Raw genomic sequence first — 24,346 nt, 5'->3', positions numbered from 1 at the left:
TCAGCGCGGACCGAACTGACGGTCCCCGGCGTCGCCGAGCCCCGGCACGATGTAAGCGATGTCGTTGAGGCCGTCGTCGATGGCCGCGGTGAACAGCCGCACGCTGGGCATGCACTCCTCCAGTGCCGCAATGCCTTCCGGTGCGGCCACCACGCAGACCACGGTGATGTCGACGGCACCGCGGGAGGCCAGCACCCCCAGCGTGTACACCATCGATCCACCGGTGGCCAGCATCGGGTCGAGGACCAGCACGGGCGTGCTGGACAGGTCGGCGGGCAACGATTCGAGGTACGGCGTGGGCTCATGCGACTCTTCGTCACGGGCCACGCCGACGAAGCCCACCCTGGCCTCCGGGATCAGGGTGTGCGCCTGGTCGACCATGCCCAGCCCGGCCCGTAGCACCGGCACCAGCAGCGGCGGGTTGGCCAGCTTTGTGCCCGTGGTTTCGGCCAGCGGGGTGCGGATGGTGGTGTGGGCCCGCTCGGCGTCGCGGGTGGCCTCGTAGACCAGCATCAGCGTCAGGTCGCGCAGCGCTGCGCGGAATGCCGCGTTGTCGGTGCGCTCATCGCGCATGGTGGTCAGCCGCGCAGCGGCCAGCGGGTGATCGACGACGCGGACATCCATGGCGGTCAGACTATCGAGCGCCGGCACGACCCGCCCCACCTCCATCTGTTCTGCGTTGGCTGCGAGAAAGTGCGAGTGGACCACACCGAGGTTGCAGAACAGATCATGCGTGGGCCGACGCCAGCACCATCACGACGGCCATGGCGTGGCAGTCGGTGTGCGACAGCGTCACCTCGCTCTGCTGCCAGCCCTGCCTCCCGGCCAGCTCGGCCGCCGCCCCGAACAGCCGCAGTTCGGGCAGTCCGGCGACGCGCACCACCTCGATCTCGGTGGGCGCCACCGCCAGATCCGCGACCGCGAACGCCTTGAACACCGCCTCCTTGGCGGCGAACCGGGCCGCCAGCCCCTGCACGCGGTCCACGCCCGCGCAGTCGGCAAGCTCGCCCGCACCGAAGACCCGGGTCAGATACCGGTCGCCGAACCGCTCGACCGAATTGGCGATGTCGCCGACCGGTGTGACGTCGCAGCCGACCCTGATCCGGAAGCCGGGCGGGATCTGCAGCGTCATTGCGGCACCGTCACCGACACGGGTGCCAGCGTGTCCACCGAAGAGACCCAGCCCACCGGCGCCGCACCCGAACCCCGCGCACTCACCGTGTACGGCACTCCGGCCAGCAGATGGAACGCGTTGTCCGACAAGGTCCATCCCGGCAGGTCCACCGTGACGTAACGCAGCGCGATGTCGGCGCTGACCTCGATCTCGAACCGATCCGGGCCGGATCGCAACGCCGTGGCGCGCAGCACCGAGGGAGACTGCCCCGGCCGCGGCTGGGTCACCAGACACTCCCGCGCCGACCGGCCGGCGTGCGGGAGCCACCAACGGACGTCGATGCCGTCGACCACCGGGGCGCCGAATCCGAACGCGCCCGAGAGATCCCGGAACTCGCCGGTGATCTCGTGGTCGAACCACGTCCGTGCCGAGTGCGCCGGCACCAGCACGTCACACTTCGCGTCGACGACCACCGAGCCGCGCACATCCGTTGCCTGTAGCCGTAATTCACCGCCGATGTCGGTACCGGAGTCGTTGTGCAGGCCGATGCGGACACCGCTCTGCCCGGCATCGCAGACGGTGACGCCGACCGGTTCCCACACCCGCGCCAGCACGTCGAGGGCGGCCTTGGCCGCACCGTCGACGTCGAGCAGACCCCAGCCCGCCCCGGGCATCAGGTCCTTGGACGACAGCACCAGGGCGCCGGCGCAGCCGGAACCCGGCTGCCGCCAGAACGAGAAACACCGGCCCATGGCCTCGGCGACGGCCATCCGGCCCAACTGCAGATAACGCTCGGGGTCGGCGCGGCGCACCGCCAGCGGGTCGACGCCGAACACCTCGCGCACGTAGAAGTCGCGGACGTCCTCGAAATCCCAGGACGCGCCACGATCCCTCGGCACGCCGGCCTTCCAGTCCGGATGGTGTCCGGCCCCCGCCGCCGAGCCGAAGTGCCGCTCGACCGCGGCGGGCGACGGCGGGTTGGCGAACGCCAGGCACTCGGCGGCGAAGCGGACCCCGGCCGATCGCACATCGGCGACCGGACGCAGATAGCCGCCGACACCGAACCAGTGCGCCACACCGGAATCCGGCCGGATCGCCAGATGGTCGCTGCCGTCCGGCGGCGCGGGGCTGGACCGGACGTAGACGACATCGCCACGCGGAGCGACGACGTCCCGCAGGACCTGATCGATCACCGGGACAGCGCGGTCCTCGGCCCGGACGCCGAGCATCTCGGGACGCTGCAGCGTCTCGCTGCCACCGCTGAGCACCGCCAGTGCGGGGTTCCCCGAGTGCGCGGCCAGCAGGGTGGTGACCTCACGGGCGATGACGTCGTCCAGCTCACGCGGCGGGTCGAACGTCGCGAGCATGGCATCCTGCCAGACCAGCAGGCCCAGTTCGGCGCAGCAGTCGTAGAACGCGGGCTGCTCGTACACCATGCCGCCGACCACCCGGACCATGTTGGCACCGCGCTGGGCGAGCTGTGAAAGATGCTGCCGCACAACATCGTCGGGGACGGTGAGGCGGACCGGATCGGGCGGGGTCCAGGCCGCACCGCGGCAGAACACCGGCACATCGTTGACCGCCAGCTGCCATGCCCCACCGGATTGGTCGACGCTCACCGTCCGGAAGCCGAACGTGCGGTCGGCGAGCACGGTGTCGCCCACGGTAACCACGGCCCGGTACAGCGGCTGACCGCCGTACCCGCGCGGCCACCAGAGTTGTGGATCCGGGACGACGACCGATAGGCCCAGAGTTCCTGCGGCCGAGGAGATCTCGGACCCGTCGGGCCCGAGGACGGTGACCCGAACGGGCCCGTCCGCCGAGCCGTCCACGCGCACCGTGCCCGTACCGGGATCGGCGGTGATGGTGATGTCGACCAGCTCACCGGCCGGGACCAGCCGGACCGGCCGCCAGCAGCCCACCGGGATGGGCACGTCGCCGTAGACGGGGGCGTGGCCGAGCAGCGTGGTGCGCGCCCAGCGCAGACCCTGGGCGGCAGTCAGGCTCGAACGCCAGCGCCCGCGCGGGCGCCGGTCGGCCAGCCACCGCGACAACGAACCGAACCGCACCACCACCTCATGCCGACCCGGGTCGACCCGCATACGCACCGGCAGGAACATCGACTCGCACTCGGCGACGGCGGCCCCGTCGACGAAAACCTCAGCGGGAAAGGTCAATCCGGCGAACTCCAGCCACGCCGGTGCGTCAACCTCGAGGTGGGTGCGCAGCCACCAGTCGCCGTCGGCGGCGTCCAGCGCCGACGGCAGTTCGCCCGGCGCCAGGGTGCGGGCCTCGTTCCAGCGGGCCTGCTCGCCCGGCGACGTGCGCACCGCCTGCCAGGCCGGAAAGCCGCTCAACCGACGGCCGTCTCGATCAGGTCCAGACCGCGCTGCCACGCGTCGGCCATGTCGGCCAGCGCATCGTCGACGTCGACCGCGCGGCCCCGGGCGGCCCGCGCCATCTTGAACTGGACCGCCTTGGCGCCCTCGGCGACCGCCGTCAGCGGCTCGCCCGCACGGGCCGCGCCGGGGAACGTGCCGTCGAGATGCCGGGCGAAATCGGCCGCCAGTTCGGCCGTCGCGCCGCACTGGCGCAGGGTGGCGAAGGACCACTGGTGGAACACCGTCATGTCGGTGTTCGGCAGCCACTCGACGGCCTCGCGGACCGACACCGCCAGCCGCTCGACCGGGTTACCCGGCGCCCGCCGGCGCAGGTGCTCACGGGTGACGGCGGCCAGGGCGCCGGGCTCGATCCGGTCGGGGTAGCGCCGGATCGCTTCGATGTACGGCGGCAGCTGCTCGGCGCCCGTCAGACCGAACACTCCGTCGAAATCCTCGCCGTGCAGCTCGTACATGCCCGCGTTGTGCAGGTACTCCATCACCCGGCGCGTCCGGTCCACCCGGGTGGGCACGATGGTGGTCTTGACGTGCTCGGTCCGGTAGGCGGTGCCGGCCGTGTCGGGCAGCCACCAGCTGTCCACCTCGACGGTGAAGAGCAGGCCCCGCGCCGGGCCGGACTCGACGGTGTCGAGCACCGGGCGCCACACGTTCTCCTCGGCCACCTCCAGGCCGTAGAGCCGGCGCAGATCCTCCGGCGCCGGCTTGAGGAATGTCCACTGCACACCGTCGTGGTCGGCCGAGAGCGCACAGGCGAACGCCGGCACCGGATCGAGCTGCAATGCGTGCAGCAATTCGGCCCACAGATCCATGTAGCAGTTGGTCTCGAGCCAGATCCGCGACACATCGTGCACCGAACTCGGACGATAATTTGCGCAATTAGCAAATATCTCTGAGTTCGTTGGATCGGCTCTGTCCGACAGCTGCGCCGAACCGACGGCCACCATGACGGGCGACGTCAGACCGAGGCCGCGACGAGCGACCCGATCAGCTGCTGGATCGCGTCGATGGACGCGAATGTCGACTTGCGCAGGGCCTCGTCGGGGAACTCCACGTCGAACTCATCTTCCAAGGCCAGCATGACATTCACGGTAGCGTGCGACGTGAGTCCGTGCTGGTACAGATCGGCACCGGGCGACAACGCCGAAACGTCCGCGCTCATGCGTCCGTGCTGGGCCAGCACCTCGCGGATCCGCTCCTGGGTCTGCTCCATCGATCTACCGCTCCCTCGGTTCGGCCTGGCCAATTGATAATTAGCTACGGCACTTACAGCAACGTTTTCGTCGAACGGGTGTTACTGTACTGCAGCAAACACCGCGCCGCTATCTGCACCGCGGCTGACAGACCGGGCACACGACAAATGACCAAACCCGCGATCAACGATCTGGCGAGGGACGTGGCGAAGGCCGCGGCCACCGCCGCCGGCGACGTCGACCGATCCGCCCGCTTCCCCGTGGAGGCGGTCGACGCCCTCAGGGAGGCGCAGCTGTTGTCCTGCTGCCTGCCCGAGGAACTCGGCGGCCGCGCCACCACCGTCACCGAACTCGCGGCCGTGGCCCGCACCATGGGCGCGGCGTGCAGCTCGGCGGCCATGGTGTTCGCGATGCACCACACCCAGGCCCTCACGCTGGCCCACCACGGCACCGCGGGCCCGATCGCCGAGCTGACCGCCGCCATCGCGCGGGACGAGTCGCTGCTGGCGTCGGCCACCACCGAGATCTCCACCGGCGGGGACGTGGGCCGCTCGACCTGCGCGGTCGAACGCGACGGCGACACCGTGACCCTGGAGAAGACGGCCCCGGTGATCTCCTACGGCGCGGTCGCCGATTACATCTGCACCACCGCCCGCCGCGGCCCCGACGCCGAACCCAGCGATCAGGTGCTCGTCGTCTGCCCCGCCGCCGACACCACGCTCGAGCAGATCAGCACCTGGGACGTGCTGGGCTTCCGCGGCACCTGCAGCCCCGGCTTCCTGCTGAAGACCCGGACGTCGGCGGCCCATGTGCTGCCCGTCGACTACTCGACCATCTCCGCGTCCACGATGCTGCCCGGTTCGCACACCCTGTGGGCCTCGGTGTGGCTGGGCATCGCCGACGCCGCGCTGTCCAAGGCGCGCGACGCCACCCGCTCCGCCGTCCGCAACAAACCCGGGACCACCGTGCCGCAGGCCGCCAAGCTCGCCGAACTGACCGTCGTGCACCAGCGGTTCGAGGCCTCGGTGGTTCGCGCACTGCAGCGCTACGAAGACTTCCTGCGCACCCCCGACCGCGAACCGACGGTGTCGTTCACCATCACCATGAACAACCTCAAGCTGACGGCGTCGACGGCCGTCATCGAGGTGGTGCTCGGCGCGCTGGAACTCATCGGCATCAACGGCTATCGCGAAGACCATCCGGCGTCCATGGGCCGGCTGGTCCGCGACGCGCTGGGACCCCAGCTGATGGTGTCCAACGACCGCATCAAGGCCAACAACGCCCACCTGGTGCTCGCCCAGCGGGGCGACTGACCACCCGACAACTAGGAGCAGACACCGATGACCACGGTCGAGATCGACATCGAAACGGCCCGCCGGGAATTCCGCGACCAACTGATCGAGGCGGGTCTGCTGATCCCGATGGGGATCGACGGACTGTTCGGCCGCGGCGCGGTGTTCGAGAACGTGATCGACGGTATCGACGTCGCCGTCCGCCGCAAAGGTCAAGCGGTACATGGTGATTCGGCGACCGTGCTGCGGTTCCCGCCGCTGTTCTCGCGCGCGGCGTTCGAGGGCACCGACTACATCGCCTCCTTCCCCAATCTGACCGGATCCGTCTCGACGTTCACCGGCGGCGACCGCGAACACCGCGACCTGCTCGAGGACCGCGCTTCGGGCAACGGCTGGGATCACCACCTGCACCCGGCCGGCACCATGCTGGTCTCGGCGGCCTGCCACCCCAGCTACAGCACCCTGGACCCGCAGCTGCCGCCCGACGGCCGGTTGCTGGACGTGTACGGCTACTGCTTCCGGCACGAGCCGGCCATCGACCCCGCCCGGATGCAGGCCTTCCGCATGCATGAGTACGTCCGCGTCGGTACGCCCGAGCAGGCCGTCGAGCACCGCGAGACGTGGATCGGCCACGGCCTGGCGATGCTCGCCGAGCTGGGCCTGGATGCGGCGCCCGTCGCTGCCAACGACCCGTTCTTCGGCCGCGCCGGGCGGATGCTGGCGGCCAATCAGCACGCCGAGAACCTCAAGACCGAACTGGTGATCCGGCTCTACGGCGATCTGACCGACGGCACCGCCGTGGTGTCGTCGAACTGCCATCAGGACCACTTCGGCACGACGTTCGCGTTGCGCACCGCCGACGGCGAGGTGGCGCACAGCGCCTGCGTGGGATTCGGGATGGAGCGCATCGCGCTGGCGCTGTTCCGCACCCACGGGCTCGATCCGGCGACCTGGCCGATATCGGTGCGCGCCGCGATGACGGCGTAACCGACTCCCCGGATCTGTTCAGCGCTCACCGACACGTCGGCCGAGTGGAGTTCGCCGCCAGTACTGAACAGATGCTCAGACGGTGGCGGACAGCAGCGCAGGCATGTCCATCAACCGGTTCAGCGCGCGCTGCGCGGTCTCCCGATCGATCAGGTCGGAGCGGAAGGACGCCGAGAATTCCATCCGGTCGTCCACGACGCACGCGAAAACACTGAGTCCCCCGGCGGCGATCGGATACGACATCCCCAGATAGCGGGCCTGCGAGCGGTCGCGCCACGGGATGTCGTCGGTGCCGGGGTTGCCGAGCATCGAGTTGAACGTCATCCGCACTCGTCCCGGCCGAACCTCCGGCCCCTTCGCGGCCGTCCGCTTGAACACCGAAATGCATTGTATGCCAATTGCTTTCAGAACGGTCGGCACGGCCTGCGCGGAATTCAACAATGCCCGCAGGTCGCGGCTGATCGTGTCGGCATCGGTCAGATCGGTGGGCAGCATCACGCTGACCGCCAGATTGCCCGTCAGGCAGGAATTCTCGGGCGACAGATAGCGGCGCAGGTCCACCAGGACGTAGAGGCCGTCGTCGGCGACGGCGACGCCCTCGCTGCGGAAGGCCCGAAACGCCGCCGCGGCCATCAGCGCGGTGATCGAGACGCCGGCTCCGTTGGCCGCGCGCCACACCTTGAACTCCCGGTAGCGATCCGCGTCGAGCACGACGCCGACCGAGACGGTGGAGGCGGCGGATTCCGTTTCCAACTCCCGGCTTTCGGCGTACGCGCGCTCGGCGGCCCACAGCGCACGCACGGCCCGGCGGCGGCCGATCCACTCACGCCAGTGCCGGCCGGACTGCCGCGCCGCCATCCGGAGCAGGTGACGCACACCGACCCGGCGCCCGACGTCGGACAGGCTGACCATCTGCCCCCGCACCAGTCGGGAACCGAGCAACGTCATCAACGACGCATCGCCGACGACGTGGTTGACGTAGAGCAGCACGGAACGGCGGCCGACGACCATCCGGAAGGGTGCCCGGTAGTCATCCGGCGGCCGGTTGACCGGCATCACCGCATACGGATCCGCGGCGTCATCCAGATCGGTGCTTGCCACGATGACGCTGTTCACATGTGCAGCGCGGAACTCCTCGGCGACCGGTATCCACCGGCCCGCATCGTCGGAAAGGTTGCAGGCCAACGGATCCGACGGGTTGGCGGTGATGAGGTCGAGCAACCTGGACCGCAAAACGCCGACATCGGCGGTGACGACCGGCGTCAGCGCGTGGACACCCCAGTGGTCCCGCCAGATGCGATCAAGTGGACTCGTGGCCATTGTTCCTCGCCCCCACGCTGTCACCCTTCTCTTCGGCCGCCGTCCCCGGGCCGGCTCCGATGACCATCGCGTACTCCGGATACGCCCGAGCCGGACTCGCCTCGTCGACCGACTCTTCTACTGCTTCCGAGGCCGGGACCTCGACCTCGGCGGGCGCCGGACGCCCTGCGCGCCGCGGCCACCAGTGGCGCTCACCGAGCACCACCAGCTGTACCGGGATACCGTAACGATCCAGTGCGGCAAAGGCTTCCGTCCAGGCGCTGCGATCGCGTCCGCGGGCGTCGATCACCGCGATGGCCAGCGGGTGCTTGCCGGCCTCCGGATCGCGCCACCAGTCGGAGCCGACGGAGCGCACCTCGACCCCGCCGCCCGAGCGGTCGCGTGACACGGCCTCGCCCACATACACCTGGGCCGTCGAGGACGCCGAGCGCAACAGCAGCACACCCGGGCCGTGCCCTCCGACGGTGTTCAGCAGCACCTGCGTGTCCAGCGGCCAGTCCGATGCACCGCGGTCGGCCGAGACGACCGAATAACCATGCCGGTGCGCGCGCCGGCGCACCCAGGCCGCGTTGGTGCGCCGCCCGATCCGGCCGTTGAGGAATGCGAACAGCTCTCCCAGGATCAACAGGCTGGCGAGGAAGACCACCCCGGTCTGACGCAGCGGCAGCGGTGCCACCTTGTCCGCCACACCCGGCTGGGAGAGCAGGACGATGCGGGTGGGCGGGGCGGCCCGCAGCTGCTGCGCGCGGGCCAACTGCGATTCGAAGTCGGCGTGCAGAACCAGGTAACGCGGCGAATCCGGGTCCAGGCCAACCATCTTCGTCGCCGAGTCGGCGGCCGAATTCTGCAGATCCTGCGCGTCCTTGGTGACCCGGTCGATCCACACGTTGACGATCGCCTCGTCCAGCGCGCTGACCATCGCGTTGGACAGCTGGATGGCACCGTCGGCCGTCGGCGCCCGCGAGGTGACCTGAACCAGGCTGGGCGACACCTGCACCGAGACGTCCACGTCCCTGGCCAGTTCCGCCGGCGAGGTGTCGATGTCGGCGCGCCTGGCCGCATCCTCGAGCACCGCCTGCGACTTGCTGAGCGCGACGAACGGCGGCGCCAGCGTGTTCACCGTGACGTCGGTCATGCCCGCCAGCGCCCCGGAGTCGATCTTGGCGGTCACGCTGTTCTGGTACTGGGGCGGCTGCGCGGACACCGCCTCGTACGCCACGCCGGCGACGACGAGCGCGCCCAGCAGTGCCGGCAGCACCACCCGGGCGAGTTCGCGGAGATGATGGCCGACGTCGAAGGTCGGCGGCACGTTCAGCCGCGTACGCAGATCGCGTTCGGTGAGGGGGTCGTTCTTCACGGTTACCTGCTCCGTCCCGGTTTCAATGGACACATCGACGTGATCAGCATTTCGATGCCGCCACCAGTTGTTGCACCGCGCCGAAGGCGGGCTTGGGTGTGAAATTGACATCCAGCAGCCCGAAATTCTGCTCCGGGTCGGCCGCATTGGTGCCGGAGTCCCGGATCGAATAGATCAGCACTGTATGGACATAACCCAGGCCGGCCACCGCCGACAGCCCGTCGGTCAGGTAGGCCGCCTGGACCTCCGGTGACACCGCGACCCGCGAGGAGCCCGTCGGCGCACCGAACTCGGTGATCCACAACGGTTTTCCCCCGTCACCGTGCGCGGCCATCAGATCGTGCAACCCGGGCATCTTCTGGAAGGTGTTCCAGCCGGCGGTCGCTGGGTCGGTGGGCATCGCCGGGAAGGAGTACGGGTGGACGGAGACCGCGTCGAAGCTGCCGCCGGCTCCCGCGTCGTACATCCGCGCCAGGAAGGTCAGGGGTTCCATGTCCCCGCCGGAGCCGTTCTCGGCCGGCGACAGCGCCCCGGCGAGCACCGTGGAGCCCGGCTGGACGGCCTTGATCGTCCGGTAGCTCTGCTGCAGCAGAGCGGTGTAGGTCGCCGGGTCGGCGCGCGGGGCCCAGAATGCGTCATTGTTGGGCTCGTTCCAGATCTCCCAGTCCGTGATCCGGCCGTTGTAGCGCTCGGCGGCGGCCCCGGCGAATGCGGCGAAGGCGGCGATGTCGACCGGGGCGCCGTGGAAGGAACCGGTGCCCGCCGTCTCGGCCCAGTCGGGCGCGTACGCCAGAACCCCCAGTGGGGTGAGCCCGGCGGCCAGGACCGCATTCACCACCCGATCCACCGGAGCCCAGTCGTAGCTGCCCCTGCTGCGTTCGACCACCGACCAGTCGACATCGAATCGGTAACGGCTGGAGCCCAATTCGCGGGCCGCGGCAAGATCACGGTCCAGATCAGCGGCCGACTCCCCGAGCACGTACGAGGGCGCGATGCCGATGGCGGGAATGCAGGCGGGTGCCGGGGCCTGCGGGATGGCGGGGCCGACAGCGGCATCGGAGGCCTTGGGCAGCACCACCCCGGCCGTCAGGATGAGCGCGGCGCTCAGGACGGCCCCTTGCAGCCGAAGGGGCCGGGGAGGCCGGCGACGGTCAACGGCTCGGTGCGGCGAGGACGTCACGATCCTGCACTCCTTCTGTGGCAGTCAACAACGCGTCGAGCATCGCGGGAAAGGCGGTGACCGCATCATGATCGGCCACCACCCTCTCCCTGCCCAGCCGCGTCATTGCGGCAAGTTCGTGCGGTCGTCGCAGCACCGAATCGATCGCTGCGGCAAGCGCATCCGGATCGCCCGGCGGCACCAGCACGCCGGCACCGTCGCGCAGCAGCCATGCGCAGCCACCGTGGTCGGTCCCGATCACCGGGACTCCCAGGCTCATCGCCTCGAGGGCGACGATGGGACCGGCCTCCGGCGAGGTGCTGGCGCTGACCAGGATGTCCCACCGCCGGATGGCCGACAGCGGTTCGACGTGACCGAGGAAGGCGACCCGGCCGGCGAGGTCGGGACCCGCCGCCAGTTGCCGCAACTGCTCGGCGTGGTCTTCGTCGCCATGGAAGGCGCTGCCCGCGATCTCGCACCGCACATCCGGCAGTTTCGCCAACGCCTGCAGCAGAATTCGGTGGCCCTTCCACGGCGTGAGGACGCCCATGATGCCGACCACCGGGGCGCCACCGGACCGCACATGCGGCTGCGGGGCTTCCGGCACATCGATGCCCAGCGGCGCCACCAGCGCGTGCACACCGAGCGGACGTACCGCTTCGGCGGTCGGCGGAGACACCGCGACCGCGCGCCGCACCGCACCACGGCCGACCCGGACGACCAAGCGCTGCTTGGCATCCGACACGGTGTCGTGGATCAACCACGACACGCCGCCGCGGATGCGGGCCAGGCGCGCCGCCGGCAGCGCCATCAAGGCATTGACGATCACGACGGTGTCCCCGGCCGCGGCCCGGCGGATGACGGAGGCCGCGCGCAGGGAACGTCGGGCCAGCGAGCCGTACGCGACGATTCGGCGCAACCCGGCGCTGCCGCCGAGGTCCAGCTCCTCGATGGGCAAGTGTTCCACGCCCGCCGGCAGCCGGTCGGCCAGCGGGCCGCGCGGGCTGACCACCCGCACCCGATGCCCCTGGCGCACAGCCACATCCACCAGCCGCAGCAGGACGACCTCGGCGCCGGAGATCCGGCCGGCCCGGTTGACGAACACCAGGGATGTCATGGGGTCCCCTCCCGCCGCGACGCCTTGGCGACCAGTGTCCGCGGGTCCACCAGTCGCAGCGCGAAGGCCCCGCCGACGAACAGCACCACGGCGGCCGCGGTGGCCACCGGCCACGGCGCGACGGCGTGCAGCAGCCCCGTCGCCGCGCACACTGCGGTGGTCAGGCCGGCCATGATGGCGAGCCGGCCGGCCGGCAGCAGCCGTCGGATCTCGACGGTGCGGGCCAGCAGGATCCACATGGCGACGAACATGCAGAACTCCGTGACCACCGTCGCGAAGGCGGAGCCGGTGAACGAATACCGCGGAATCAGCACGAAATTGAGGACCACGTTCAGGCCCAGCGCGCCGATGGCGACCCACGGATACGAGCGCTGCCGGCCGGCCGACACCAGGGTGACCAGGAGGAACTGGGACAGTGCCGCGAACACCGCGCCGACCAGCAGCATCCGGGTGGCAGCGGCACTCTCGGCGAACCGCTCGCCATACAGCAGCGCGACGATCCGGTCGGCCGAGGCCCACATGCCGCACACCGCCACGCAGGACAACAGCCCGACCGTCATCGCGGCCGAGCGGGCGCGGCGGCGGAACTCGTCGTGGAACATCGGCCACGCGGCGACCAGCAGCGTGGCGACGGGCGCCAGCACCGCCAGCACCGCGTAGGACACCAGATCCGCGAACTTGTAGGCGACGCTGTACAGCCCGACGGCGTTGAAGTTGTCCAGGTGGGCGATCATCAGGACGTCGATCTTGGACAGCAGCGTGACCATCGCCAGCCCGATGCTCAACGGGACCGCCTCGACGAGCATCTCCCGCCACAGCGCCCAGCTGGGCCGGGCGGTGATCCGCGGGCCCAGCCAGCCGCGTTGCACACCGATGAACTTCCATGTCCCGGAGAACAATTCGTTGGCGATCGCGGGCAGGATGAACGCCAACAGCGTGGGGTTGGTGATCGCGATCGCGATGGTCAGCAGCAATTGGACCAGCTGCGCCAGCGCCTCGGCGGTGGCGACGATCACCAGCTTCAGCCGGCTCTGGTACAGCACCGACAGCGCATGGCTGGGGGTCGCGATGACGACCACCAGGCCGGCCAGCGCGGTGGCGCCCACCACCTGGGCCGGATAGCCCAGGGCCACAACGTATCCGACGGCCAGCACATAGCCGATCAGCCCGAGCACGGCCCGCAGGCTGACGAATGAGCTGGCGACCTTCTCCGCCTCCTCGGGGTCGGCGTCGAGCAGACGCGCCAGGACGACGCGGCCCACACCCAGGTCGGTGACGATCGACATCATCCCGAGCAGACCGAAGACGAACGAGAAGACACCCCAGTCGTCCGGCGAGAGGTGCCGGGCGATCAGGACGGTGCCTGACCAGCCCAGCACCGCGACCACCATCCGGCTGGCCAGCAGCGCAACGGTGTTGCGGCTGGCCATGTTCCGCTGTTCCCCGTGGTCCCGGGCAACCTCGGCGTCGACCGCACTCTGAACGTCGTCCCTACGCATATGCACTTGTCTTCCACTGCCCCCGTGCGGTGGCCGGCTCCGGAGACTCCGGGACGGATTCGGTCTGGCCCTGCACCACCGCGCATCCCACCGCGGCGGCCAGCAGCCAGAAGTAGTAGTCCAGCGGGAAGATCTCGAAATAGGTGCTGACGAAGGCGGCCACGCAGGCCGACACGACAGAGGCACTGACGCCCAGGCAGAAGGCCGCGTCGGCGCCGGTCGTCAGGCGTGAGGCCCGCAGCGTCGACACCGCCACCGAGACGAGCAGCAACACCAGCAGCCACAGACCGACCGGGCCGACCTCGAGCAGGATCTTCACGTAGTAGTTGTCCGGCTGGTATCCCAGCGCCGGATTCAGCTTCTGCAGCACCATCAGGTACTTCTCGTTGATACCGCTGGCGGTGGCCAGCTTCTCGGCCGCCGACCCGGTGGAACCCAGCCCCTGACCGAACGGGTTGGTGGCGATGTCCACGCCGATCTTGGACCACCCGTCGGTGCGCTGGCCAAGGCTGGAGGACGAGAACATGCTGTCGGTGATCCGGCGCGGGATGACCAGCATGCCCAGCCCGCCGACCAGTGCCCCCGCCGCCAGCACACCGAACAGGTAGCGGTAGCGGTGGATCGCCAGCCAGACCAGGCCGACGATCAGCCCCAGGTAGGCCGCCCGCACGATCGAGACGCCCATCCCGACGATCAGCACGGGCATGGCGGCCAGGAACAGTTTGTTGCGGAGCCGGGAGGTGTCCTGCAGGGCGACGGCGCCGCCGACGAGGACGGCCATCAGGATGTACAGGCCGAACGGGAAGGGCTGGATGAACGTGCTGAAACTGCGCAGCAGCGGGCCGGCCGTCCGCACGGCCGTGTTGTATTCGTAGCCCAGGCCCACCAGGAACGGTGCGCCCAGGAACTGCTGGGCGATGCCCCACGCGGCGGTGACCGTGGCGGCCACCATGATGATGGTCACCAGGTGGTCGCGGTCCCGGGCGGTCAACGGGGTACGCCACACGATGAGGGTGACCACGATCAGATAGAAGAACGTGATCTTGATCGGCACCATGGCGTTGCCGCGCAGGGCGATCACCGCCGAGATGCACCCGATCACGACGAAGGCCGCGGCGGCCGGCAGCCACGGCAGCGAAAGACGCGGCCGCGGTGGACGATTCGGGGTGACGAAGGTGGCCAGCAGGGTCAGGACGAGCACGCCCTCCTTCCACCCGGCGAGCGAGGCGCCGTTCGGCACGATCAACAGCAGCCCGTGGAACGGGGTGAGCGCGGCAACCAGCAGCAGGCCACGCTGGGGACGTTCGTAGAGCGCCCGGCCGGCCACGCCCACCACGACCACCGCGACGACGGCCAGCGCCGCCAGCAGGCTCAGCCGGATCATGTCGGCACCCGGGACGGCTCGTCCTCGGTCGGCGGTTGCACGGGAATGCGCAGTGCGTCGGGGAATTCGCGCATCGCCACGGTCATCAGGTGACCGCGGACCAGGTCCTGGATGTCACGCTGCAGCAGCGGATGGTCACCGGTCGGCGCCGCGACCACCGTCGGCGCCCAGCCCTTGGCGGCCAGCCGCTGCAGACCCCGGGCGCCGCGCTGCTTGGCGAACCACTCGGCGTCCGACGGCGAGAGCACCATGTCGACCGACATGCCCGGGATCCGGCTCAGCCCGCTCAGCAGCACCTCGGGCACCTGGATCAGCCCGAGCCGCCCGAGCAGCAGCCACACCGGGTACGGGATCCACCGGCGGGCCAGCTTCTTGACGGTCCGCTCGAGCCACGGCTGCGGGGCGGGCTCCTCGCCGGGCGACGGCGGTGACATCCGCACCAGCTTCTCGGGCCCCACCTCGACGCGCCGCAGCGAGTACAGGATGACGTTCACCAGCACGATGGCCCTGCTGCCGCCGCCCGCGAGCGCACCGAACGCGGAGTTCGATCCCCCCGAGCAGACGCCGGTCATCATCAGCCGCTGCGGCTGCGCGCCAGTGCCACGCATGGCGGCCAGCACGTCGTCCCCGGACTCGGGTGAGTAGATGCGTGCGAATTCCGTTGTGGCAACACCGGTGTCACCCGTGCCGCGGCGGTCGTAGCGCACCGCGACCACGCCGGTGCCGGCGAGCTCGCGCGCTGAGTCCACCCAGACTCGGCCCGACCCGATCCGGTGTTCGCAGGCCGTGCTGTGGAACAGCATCGTCGGCGCGTCGGCACCCGGTTGGCCCATGGTGGTCCGGATGGTGAAAAGCCTTGCCGGACCGATGTATTCGAGCGATTCGCGGACCTGCTCACCCGTCGGGGACGTGGCGACGACGGCGTCCGTGACGATCAGGGGCGTCACCGGCACCCGGTCGGATGCGATGGCCCGGTCGAACCAGTCGGCGATCATCGCGATCGCCGGCGCCGGGATGACCACCACGAAGCTGGGCGGCGCCACGAACTCCGGCTGGCCGGCCACCTCGGCGACGGTGCAGTTGGCCCGCTCGCCCAGCGCCGTCAGGCACGGGTCGCCCAGGTTCTCCGGACGGGCACCGATCAGGACGTGCGGCACCGAACCGATGTCGGCCGGCAGCCGCAGCGCGCGCAGGTCGTCGACCGCCGCCGACGACAGGGTGATGCCGAGAAAATGCTCGTAGTTCTCAGCGCCGCCCGCGTCTGCGACTTCGGCGTGCTGGCCGACCGTCATCCGATACAGGGCGCGGCCCTCGCGCAGATAGCGGCGCCCGTCGGTGACCGGGTCCCACAGCGCCATCGCCGTGACCTCACCGAGTCGGTCAGCCAGGCTCGCGGCCAGCAGTGCGCCGAAGCGCAGCCCGACCACCCCGACGCGCTGCACGCCGGCGGCGCGCAGATAGTCGACCGCCGCGCGGACCCCGGCCTGGAACTGCGCGACGGCGGTGTCGCTGCGCTGCTCCCCGGCCGAGTCGCCGGTACCCGGATAGTCGAACCGCAGCACCGCGAAGCCACGCGCGCACAGGGCTTCGGCGAGCAGTTTGAGACCGCGGTAGGAGTCGACGTGTTCCTTGCCGATGGGCGGGCAGATGACGATCCCGGCGCGTGCGGCACCGCCGGCGGGCGTGTGCAGCACGCCGAACATGGGCGAGGCGTCCGAGCCGAACCATGTCGGCCGAGCGGTGTCGCCGCTGGCGTCGTCCATGTGCCGCTACCAATCCAGGGTCGTGGGCATATCCGGAGATACGCTATCTGTAGTTCGCTATCTTTGCATCTTTGGGAGGAGATTTGATCCCGAGGAGTACGTCACACCTGTGGCCAGCAACATATCGCTGGGTACCGGAATGTTGTTACCGGGCTGCGAATACACAGCTAATTGACCCGATCGCAAGTTAATCCAGCTCCGCTCCAACGGGCATCCAGTGAACATTTCCACACAAGGCAACCGTTCGACTTGAGATCAGATCCGACTCACCTTAAAGTTCGCTACAACCGAACCGAGGTGTGATGTCCAAGATCAGGAAACCGACCGTCATCCACGTGACGGAGTCCTTCGCGAGCGGTACGGCCTCGGCCATCACGGACTTCGTCCGCAACTCCCCCGATGTCACCCATCACCTCGTGTATTCGCTGCGGCCGGAGGCGCTGGTCGACCCGCGGGAGATGGATTGCTTCGCCTCCGCCGTCGAGATGCCCGCCGGAACGTGGGCGCGCATCCGGTTCCTGCGCCGGCATCTGCGGTCCGGCGAGGACGCGGTCATTCACGCGCACTCGAGCAAGGCCGGCGCCTACGTCCGGGCCGCGGTCCGGCGCACCCGCCGCCGGCCGATCGTCTACACACCGCACTGCTATGCGTTCGAGCGTCGCGACACCGGCCGGGTCCTGCGCGGCGCGTTCCGGACGGCGGAATGGCTGCTGTCGTTCAACACGACGGCCTATGGCGGCTGCTCGCCCCGGGAGGCCGAACTGTCCCGGTGGCCGCTGCGCCGACCGGGTGTGGTCGCGATACCCAACGTGCAGCCCGTCCCGCCCGGCTCGTACGAACCCCGGATCGAGCACGGCCTGCACATCGTCGGCAACGGGCGCCTGGGCCCGCAAAAGGACCCGGAGTTCTTCGCGGCGGCAGTCGCTGCAGCGCGTGCGGAATTCCCCGACATCGAGGCGACCTGGATCGGCGACGGCGACCCGGCAATCGCCGACGCGCTGCGCGGCCAGGCCATCACCGTCACCGGCTGGCTGTCCCGGCAGAAGGCCCTCGAGGTGATGGCCAGCGGCGACCTGTACCTCCACTCGGCGATGTGGGAGGGCTTCCCGATCGCCATCCTCGAGGCCGCCGGCCTCGGCCTGCCCGTGGTCGCCCGCAACCGGCCGTACCTGTCGGGCGTGGCGCTGCCGGAGGTCATCGACGAGCCGGCCGAACTGGCATCGGTCGTCGCGGGACTGCGGCGGCCGGCAGCGCTCGACGCCCTGCGTCGCGACACCGCGGCCGCGCTGGCGGGTAACACCGACCACGCGCAGCAGAATGCGCTGCGCAGCCTGTACGGCCCCCTGGCCCGGCGCCCGATCCACGTCAACGGCAAGTGGCTGGTGCAGCGCCAGACCGGCACGCAGCGCTACGCCGCCGAGATCGTCCGCGCCATCGGCGAGACCTCCGATGTCCCGCTCGTCGCGCATGTGCCCGCCGGCGCCGACGTCCCGGGTTGGCTGTCCGAGCGGGCCGAGATCCGCCGCGGGCCCGCGAAAGCCGTTGTGTTCGAACAGATCTACCTGCCGGTGGCCACCGCCGGACAGCTGCTGCTGAACTTCGCCGGACCAGCGCCACTGCTCAAACGGCGCCAGCTGGTGACCATGCACGACGCCACCCCGTTCCGGTTCCCGCAGACCTTCCGCAAGACCTTCGTCGGGTTCTACGCCGTGATGTACGGCGCGCTCGGCCGCTACGCCCGGCATCTGGTCACCGTCTCGCACTTCAGCGCCGGCGAGCTCGGCGGCGTCCTGCGCATCCCCGACGCGCGCTTCACCGTCGCCGGGTGCGCGGCCGACCGGCTCACACAGGTTGCTCCCGCGCGACCCGACGTCCCCGGGATCGACGGCCGGTTCTATCTGGTGGTGGGGACCCTGGCCACCCACAAGAACCTGCCCGCGCCCGTGCAGGCGATCGTCGACTCCGGCCGCACGGTGGTCGTCGTCGGCGCCGCCGGCAACCAGCAGGTGTTCAGCGGGCCCTCCGCGCTCGCACAGGGCGCCGTCGTCGCCGGGCATCTCAGCGACGCCGAGCTGGCCTGGCTGTACCGCAACGCCGAGGCGCTGGTGTTCCCCTCCAAGTACGAGGGGTTCGGCATGCCGCCGCTGGAGGCCCAGGCCCTGGGCTGCCCGGTGGTCGCGTCGACGGCCGCCGCACTGCCGGAGGTGCTGGCCGACACCGCACTGTTCTTCGACCCCGACGACACCACCGCCCTGCTGGACCGCCTCGGCGAACTGGAGGGCAATCCCGCGCTGGCGGCGCGGTTGCGGGCTTGGGGCGCCGAGAACTCCCGCCGGTACACCTGGGCGGGTTCGGCCGCCGCGGTCCTGAGGGCGCTTGGCGTGGCTCCGGCAGGGGCTGACTATCCTGTGCCGCATGGCTTCTGACCTGGTTCCGATCTGCCTGTCCGTGACCGAGGGGGATCTGTACACCCTGTGGGCCCCGCGGTGGCGCGAAGGCGGCGACGAATGGGAGGCGTTCCTGGGTGCCGGCGACGACCTCTACGGCTTTGCCGGCGCCGCCGACCTGACCGCTTTCGTCCGCGGCGGCGCGGCCAACGACCTGTCGGACCACCCGGCCTGGGCGCAGCTCACGGAGGCCAACGCACACCGGCTCGATCCCGACGACGATCACCGCTTCGACCTGGTGAGCGTCGAGGAACTGCTGGCCGGCAAGCCCGAAGCCGAAACCGTTCAGAAGGTCGCCAACACGCTGGCGATCGTGTCGTCGATCGGCACCGTGTGCGAGCTGCCGACGATCACCAAGTTCTTCAACGGCAACCCGACGCTGTCGTCGGTCAACAGCGGGGCGGCCGAGTTCAGCGGTAAGTCCGGCGCCAAGCGGTGGAGCGCCATCGCCGCGATCGTCGGGCGCAGCTGGGACGGCGTACTGGCCGCGGTCGAGGAGGTCCTGGTGACCCCCGACGTCGACGCCGCGCTGTCGGCCCGGGCCGCGACCGAGCTCGAGGAGCCGGCTCCGGAGGAGCCCGAGGAGTTGGCTGCCGCACTGGCCGAGGAAGATCCCGATGTCAGCGTGAACGACGCGTCACTGGACTACGACCACGACGGCCTGCCCGGCGTGACGGTCTCTGCCGGCACCGGCGCGCTCGGCGGCGACGTCGACTTCTGGGAGAAGGTCGGCATCGACCCGATCCGCATGATGACCGACTCCGGCGGCTTCTTCACCCTGCGCTGCTACTTCGGCGAGCGACCGATCTTCCTGGGCCGCAACGGGCGCATCAGCGTGTTCCCGTCCGAGCGGGCGCTGGCGCGCTACCTGGCCGACGAGCACGACCACGACCTGGCCGATCTGAGCACCTACGAGGACATCCGGACGGCCGCCACCGACGGGTCGCTGAACGTGCGGGTCAGCGAGGAGAACGTGTACGTGCTGACCGGGCTGGTCGACGACATCGCCGACGGGCCCGACGCCGTCGACCGCGATCAGCTGGACCTGGCCGTGGAATTGCTGCGCGACGCCGCCGACTACGCCGAGGACGACACCGTCGACCGGGTCCTGGCCGCCGACCGGCCGCTGGGCGCCTTCGTCGGCTACGTGCTCGACGGCGCGGGCACGCGTCCGGCCGGGCCGTGGGCCGCGGCCGTCAGCGACTTCGACAAGCTGGAGCGGTTCCTGGAATCCCGACTGCGCCGCGAGACGTAGTTTCTTTCCGGATCTATTCAGCGCTGGCTGCGACATTGTGCGAGTGGATCTCGCAGAGGCCGCTGAACAGATCGGGGATATCAGCCGATCAGCACCGCATAGCGCGGTTTGATCACCTCGTCGATGATCGCCAGCCGTTCGTCGAAGTGGATGAACGCCGACTTCATCGCGTTGATGGTGAACCGCTCCAGATCGCTCCAGCCGTAACCGAACGCCTCGACCAGCCGGGCCATCTCGTCGGTCATGGTGGTATCGCTCATCAACCGGTTGTCGGTGTTGACCGTCACCCGGAACCGCAGCCGCGCCAGCAGATCGAACGGATGCTCGGCGATCGACTTCGCCGCGCCGGTCTGCACGTTGGAACTCGGGCACATCTCCAGCGGAATTCGCTTGTCCCGCACGATGTTCGCGACCCGGCCCAAAGTGTATGTGCCGTCCGGGTTCTCGGTGATGTCGTCGACGATGCGGACCCCGTGCCCCAGCCGGTCGGCCCCGCAGAACGCCAGCGCCTCATGGATGGACGGCAGGCCGAATGCCTCGCCGGCGTGAATCGTGAAGCGTGCGTTGTTGTTCCGCATGTACTCGAACGCATCGAGATGACGGGTGGGCGGGTGCCCGGCCTCGGCGCCGGCGATGTCGAATCCGACCACACCCTTGTCCCGGAACCGGATCGCCAGCTCGGCGATCTCGCGGGACCGCGCGGCGTGGCGCATCGCGGTCACCAGGGTGCGCACCACGATCGGCCGGCCCTCGGCCGCGGCGGCCTTCTCCCCGTCGGCGAAACCGGCCAGCACGGCGTCGACGACGGCGTCCAGCGACAGGCCGCCGGCGATGTGCAACTCGGGCGCGAACCGGACCTCGGCGTACACCACGTTGTCGGCCGCCAGATCCTCGACGCATTCGAACGCCACCCGGTGCAGCGACTCCGGGGTCTGCATGACCGCCACCGTGTGCGCGAACGGCTCGAGGTAGCGCACCAGCGACCCGCTGTGCGCAGCGGTCCGGAAGAAGCGCGCCAGGCCGTCGACGTCGTGGACGGGCAGGTCGTTGTAACCGATCTGGCCGGCGATGTCCAGGACGGTGGCCGGACGTAGCCCGCCGTCGAGGTGGTCGTGCAGGAGGGCCTTGGGCGCCTGCTTGATCAGAGCGGGACTCAACGGCGTGGTCATCCATCCATCTTGCTCGCGGCATCGCCGGTCTGTTCAGCAGTCCCTGCGACATCCACTCGAACAACGTCGCAACCACCGCTGAACAGATGGGGATGGGGACGTCAGCCGATCCGGTCGATGACCAGCGGCCCCAGCTCGGGGGCGGCAGGCCCCACCGCCCAGGCGCCGTCGAGTTCGGCCAGTGCGCCGGGCAGGCGCTCGGCGGTGTCGGTGTAGAGCGTGAACACCGTGTCCCCCGCGACCACCGGCTCACCGGGCCGACGGTGGATGCGGACCCCGGCACCGAACTGGACCGGATGACCGGGCGCCGCCCGGCCCGCGCCGAGGCGCCACGCCGCCATCGCCACCGCCATCGCGTCGATGTCGCCCATCACGCCGGCGGTCGACGCGGCGACCGTCTCGGTGCACGCGCCGATCGGCAGCGGCCGGGTCAGGTCGCCGCCCTGGGCCGCGATCAGCCGACGGAACCGGTCCATCGCGGTCCCGTCGCGCAGCGTGCAAGCCGGATCGACCGCGTCGAGGCCCGCGGCGTCGAGCATCTCGGCGGCCAGCGCCAGCGTCAGCTCCACGACGTCGGCCGGCCCGCCGCCGGCCAGCACGTCCAGCGACTCCGCGACCTCGACGGAATTGCCGACCGTGCACCCCAGCGGACGGTTCATGTCGGTGAGCAGCGCCCGGGTCGGCACCCCGTAGGCGTTGCCCAGGGCCACCATCACCGCGGCCAACTCACGGGATTCGGCCTCCGTCGCCAGGAACGCACCGCGGCCGGCTTTCACGTCGAGCACCAGCGCACCGGCCCCCTCGGCCAGCTTCTTGCTCATCACCGAACTGGCGATCAGCGGCAGCGACTCGGTGGTTCCGGTGACGTCGCGCAGCGCGTAGATCTTGCGATCGGCCGGAGCCAGGTCGCCCGCGGCGAAAATGGCCGCGCCCACCTCGCGGAGCTGTTCGCGGATCCGGGATTCGGAGAGCTCCGGAGTGAATCCGGCGATGGACTCCAGCTTGTCGAGCGTTCCGCCGGTGTGCCCCAACCCGCGGCCGGCGGCCTGCGGCACCGCGGCGCCGCACGCCAGCACCACCGGAACCAGCGGAATCGTGATCTTGTCGCCCACCCCGCCGGTGGAATGCTTGTCCACCAGCGGCAGACCGAGGTCGGTGAAGTCGAACCGGCGGCCCGAATCGACCATGGCCGCGGTCCAGCGGGTGATCTCGGCGCCGTCCATCCCGCGCAGGAAGATCGCCATCAGCAGCGCGGCCATCTGTTCGTCGCCGACGTCGCCGCGGGTGTACGCGTCGATCACCCAGTCGATCTGCACGTCCGTCAGGCGGTGCCCGTCGCGTTTGGTCCTGATGACCGTCGGCATATCGAATGGGGCCGGGGCGTCGGGTCCCGTCACCGGGTCGCCCGGTCCAGGTCGTCGGGACCGAACGCGTCGGGCAGCAACTCGCCCAGCGGCTTCGGTCCGCCGGGATGGTCGACCAGCAGACCGGGCCCGCCGTGCTCGAGCAACACCTGCCGGCACCGGCCGCACGGCATCAGCGCCGCACCCAGGCGATCCACCACCGCGATCGCGATCAGGCGCCCACCACCACCGGAAACTAGGGCGCAGGTCACAGCACACTCGGCACAGAGACCTAGGCCATATGAGACATTCTCCACATTGCAGCCCACTACGACGGCACCCTCGGCGGTCAGCGCCGCCGCGCCCACCGGGAAGCCCGAATAGGGGGCATAGGCGTGCGAGCTGACCTCTAAGGCCTTGTCCCGCAACAGTTTCCAGTCAATCTGCGCGGTCATGTCAACGTCCCCGCGCTGTCACTGAATGCATTCACAAACCACCTGTCCGGCTACCGGGCGGGAACGTAGCCAGCCTAATGCCCGCCCCACGGAGGTTCGTTGTGGTCTGCAAATGGGTTTAGAGTCCACCCGATAGTCATTCACCGCCACGCCGGCAGCCCTGAACCATCCCCCGGCGTGCACCGATGGCGTTGGAGGCGCTGATGACAACGGCGGCACCGGCAGAGCCGGCCAAGCGGAGCAGACCGCGCCGACGCACCCTCTACAAGGGTGATCCCGGGATGTGGTCGTGGGTGTTGCACCGCATCACCGGCGCGACCATCTTCTTCTTCCTCTTCGTGCACGTGCTCGACACCGCCCTCGTGCGGGTCAGCCCGCAGGCCTACAACGAGGTCATCGAGACCTACAAGACCCCGATCGTCGGGCTCATGGAGGTCGGACTGGTGGCCGCCGTGTTGTTCCACGCCCTCAACGGGATCCGCGTCATCCTGGTCGACTTCTGGTCGGAAGGCCCCCGCCATCAGCGCACGATGCTCGTCGGCATCGGCGTGATCTGGCTGCTGGTAATGGTGCCGGCGTTGGTCGTCATCGGCATCCACATGTCGGAGCGATTCCTGTGACGGCCCCCGGCTCCTGGACCCCGCATCACCGCGACGGCCGCGTCGCGCCGGTGATGGAGAAGGAGCACGACCGCCCCGCCGCGCTGGACCACCCGCGCGCACCACGCAAACCCCGCGGCATCCCGTACTTCGAGAAGTACGCCTGGCTGTTCATGCGATTCTCCGGCGTCGCCCTGGTCTTTCTCGTCCTGGGTCACCTCTTCATCATGCTGATGTGGCAGGACGGGGTGTACCGCATCGACTTCAACTACGTCGCGCAGCGGTGGGCCTCGCCGTTCTGGCAGATCTGGGACATGGCACTGCTGTGGCTGGCCATGATCCACGGCGCCAACGGCATGCGCACCATCATCGGCGACTACGCCCGCAAGAACGTCACCAAGTTCTGGCTGAACTCCGTGCTGCTGCTGGCCACCGGCTTCACCCTGGTTCTCGGCAGCTACGTACTGGTGACGTTCGACGCGAACATCTCGTGAGGA

At 69.8% G+C, this 24,346-nt stretch carries 21 protein-coding genes; 6 read left to right on the top strand and 15 right to left on the bottom strand.

The annotated features are described in order from the left end of the window. The 5 genes from upp to U0R18_RS14300 all read right to left on the bottom strand — a co-directional run bounded on the left by upp (position 1) and on the right by U0R18_RS14300 (position 4,723). On the bottom strand, positions 1 to 624 hold the full coding sequence (gene upp, locus U0R18_RS14320) for a uracil phosphoribosyltransferase (RefSeq protein ID WP_526369384.1): 624 nt from the start codon (positions 622 to 624) through the stop codon (positions 1 to 3). Positions 625 to 727: 103 nt separating this feature from the next. Beyond that, positions 728 to 1,132 carry a holo-ACP synthase gene (locus U0R18_RS14315; protein WP_526369382.1) on the bottom strand — a complete coding sequence of 135 codons (405 nt, stop codon included), beginning with the start codon at positions 1,130 to 1,132 and terminating at the stop codon, positions 728 to 730. After that, on the bottom strand, positions 1,129 to 3,471 hold the full coding sequence (locus U0R18_RS14310; protein ID WP_526369380.1) for a glycoside hydrolase family 2 protein: 2,343 nt from the start codon (positions 3,469 to 3,471) through the stop codon (positions 1,129 to 1,131). The genes U0R18_RS14315 and U0R18_RS14310 overlap by 4 nt, the downstream gene beginning before the upstream one ends. Next, entirely contained in the window at positions 3,468 to 4,364 is an 897-nt protein-coding gene (locus tag U0R18_RS14305; RefSeq protein ID WP_526369378.1) for a DUF1839 family protein, read from the bottom strand. The genes U0R18_RS14310 and U0R18_RS14305 overlap by 4 nt, the downstream gene beginning before the upstream one ends. A gap of 104 nt (positions 4,365 to 4,468) precedes the next feature. Continuing rightward, positions 4,469 to 4,723 (bottom strand): acyl carrier protein, encoded by a 255-nt coding sequence (locus tag U0R18_RS14300; RefSeq protein WP_526369376.1) that lies wholly within the window; start codon positions 4,721 to 4,723, stop codon positions 4,469 to 4,471. Between the two features lie 147 nt (positions 4,724 to 4,870). Here U0R18_RS14300 and U0R18_RS14295 point away from each other — a divergent pair, with 147 nt between their 5' ends. Further along, complete coding sequence (locus tag U0R18_RS14295; protein ID WP_526369374.1) at positions 4,871 to 6,016, top strand: acyl-CoA dehydrogenase family protein; 1,146 nt, start codon at positions 4,871 to 4,873, stop codon at positions 6,014 to 6,016. Between the two features lie 27 nt (positions 6,017 to 6,043). Continuing rightward, positions 6,044 to 6,982: an amino acid--[acyl-carrier-protein] ligase gene (locus U0R18_RS14290; protein WP_526369372.1), complete on the top strand. Its 939-nt coding sequence runs from the start codon at positions 6,044 to 6,046 to the stop codon at positions 6,980 to 6,982. A gap of 75 nt (positions 6,983 to 7,057) precedes the next feature. Here U0R18_RS14290 and U0R18_RS14285 read toward each other — a convergent pair whose 3' ends face one another. Genes U0R18_RS14285 through U0R18_RS14255 form a run of 7 tightly spaced genes read right to left on the bottom strand, consistent with a single transcriptional unit; the run spans position 7,058 to position 16,581 of the window. Then, a complete protein-coding gene (locus tag U0R18_RS14285) occupies positions 7,058 to 8,302 on the bottom strand; it encodes a hypothetical protein (RefSeq protein WP_526369370.1) in 1,245 nt (414 codons plus the stop codon). Next, entirely contained in the window at positions 8,283 to 9,659 is a 1,377-nt protein-coding gene (locus tag U0R18_RS14280) for a YveK family protein (protein WP_526369368.1), read from the bottom strand. Before U0R18_RS14280 ends, U0R18_RS14285 begins: the two co-directional genes overlap by 20 nt. A 43-nt stretch (positions 9,660 to 9,702) precedes the next feature. Continuing rightward, entirely contained in the window at positions 9,703 to 10,839 is a 1,137-nt protein-coding gene (locus tag U0R18_RS14275; protein WP_526369366.1) for a glycoside hydrolase 5 family protein, read from the bottom strand. Then, a complete protein-coding gene (locus U0R18_RS14270) occupies positions 10,811 to 11,935 on the bottom strand; it encodes a glycosyltransferase family 4 protein (protein WP_526369364.1) in 1,125 nt (374 codons plus the stop codon). Before U0R18_RS14270 ends, U0R18_RS14275 begins: the two co-directional genes overlap by 29 nt. Then, positions 11,932 to 13,434, bottom strand: a complete 1,503-nt coding sequence (locus U0R18_RS14265) for a flippase (RefSeq protein ID WP_526369362.1) — start codon at positions 13,432 to 13,434, stop codon at positions 11,932 to 11,934. Before U0R18_RS14265 ends, U0R18_RS14270 begins: the two co-directional genes overlap by 4 nt. Beyond that, entirely contained in the window at positions 13,427 to 14,818 is a 1,392-nt protein-coding gene (locus U0R18_RS14260) for an O-antigen ligase family protein (RefSeq protein WP_526369360.1), read from the bottom strand. Before U0R18_RS14260 ends, U0R18_RS14265 begins: the two co-directional genes overlap by 8 nt. Continuing rightward, complete coding sequence (locus U0R18_RS14255; protein WP_526369358.1) at positions 14,815 to 16,581, bottom strand: serine aminopeptidase domain-containing protein; 1,767 nt, start codon at positions 16,579 to 16,581, stop codon at positions 14,815 to 14,817. The genes U0R18_RS14260 and U0R18_RS14255 overlap by 4 nt, the downstream gene beginning before the upstream one ends. Positions 16,582 to 16,883: 302 nt before the next feature. On the opposite strand from U0R18_RS14255, the gene U0R18_RS14250 reads away from it, so the two are divergent. Together U0R18_RS14250 and U0R18_RS14245 are read left to right on the top strand one after the other, a co-directional pair. After that, complete coding sequence (locus U0R18_RS14250) at positions 16,884 to 19,007, top strand: glycosyltransferase (protein ID WP_526369356.1); 2,124 nt, start codon at positions 16,884 to 16,886, stop codon at positions 19,005 to 19,007. Then, a complete protein-coding gene (locus tag U0R18_RS14245; RefSeq protein ID WP_526369354.1) occupies positions 18,997 to 20,283 on the top strand; it encodes a SatS C-terminal domain-containing protein in 1,287 nt (428 codons plus the stop codon). Before U0R18_RS14250 ends, U0R18_RS14245 begins: the two co-directional genes overlap by 11 nt. An 80-nt stretch (positions 20,284 to 20,363) precedes the next feature. Here the strand turns inward: U0R18_RS14245 and U0R18_RS14240 are convergent, their stop codons facing one another. The 3 genes from U0R18_RS14240 to U0R18_RS14230 form a co-directional block, all read right to left on the bottom strand. After that, positions 20,364 to 21,452: an adenosine deaminase gene (locus tag U0R18_RS14240; RefSeq protein WP_526369352.1), complete on the bottom strand. Its 1,089-nt coding sequence runs from the start codon at positions 21,450 to 21,452 to the stop codon at positions 20,364 to 20,366. Between the two features lie 101 nt (positions 21,453 to 21,553). Further along, positions 21,554 to 22,816, bottom strand: coding sequence for a thymidine phosphorylase (locus tag U0R18_RS14235; protein WP_526369553.1), 1,263 nt, complete (start codon positions 22,814 to 22,816; stop codon positions 21,554 to 21,556). Positions 22,817 to 22,845: 29 nt separating this feature from the next. Continuing rightward, positions 22,846 to 23,250: a cytidine deaminase gene (locus tag U0R18_RS14230; protein ID WP_526369350.1), complete on the bottom strand. Its 405-nt coding sequence runs from the start codon at positions 23,248 to 23,250 to the stop codon at positions 22,846 to 22,848. 281 nt (positions 23,251 to 23,531) lie between these two features. Between U0R18_RS14230 and sdhC the strand changes: the two genes are divergently transcribed. Both sdhC and U0R18_RS14220 read left to right on the top strand, forming a co-directional pair. After that, on the top strand, positions 23,532 to 23,870 hold the full coding sequence (sdhC, locus tag U0R18_RS14225; protein WP_526369551.1) for a succinate dehydrogenase, cytochrome b556 subunit: 339 nt from the start codon (positions 23,532 to 23,534) through the stop codon (positions 23,868 to 23,870). 53 nt (positions 23,871 to 23,923) lie between these two features. Further along, on the top strand, positions 23,924 to 24,343 hold the full coding sequence (locus tag U0R18_RS14220; RefSeq protein ID WP_526369549.1) for a succinate dehydrogenase hydrophobic membrane anchor subunit: 420 nt from the start codon (positions 23,924 to 23,926) through the stop codon (positions 24,341 to 24,343). The last annotated feature ends 3 nt before the right edge of the window (positions 24,344 to 24,346 follow it).

Source organism: Mycobacterium sp., from assembly GCF_046330795.1.
In the GTDB taxonomy this organism is placed as follows: Bacteria; Actinomycetota; Actinomycetes; order Mycobacteriales; family Mycobacteriaceae; genus Mycobacterium.
This window is presented reverse-complemented; position numbering and strand designations above follow the sequence as displayed.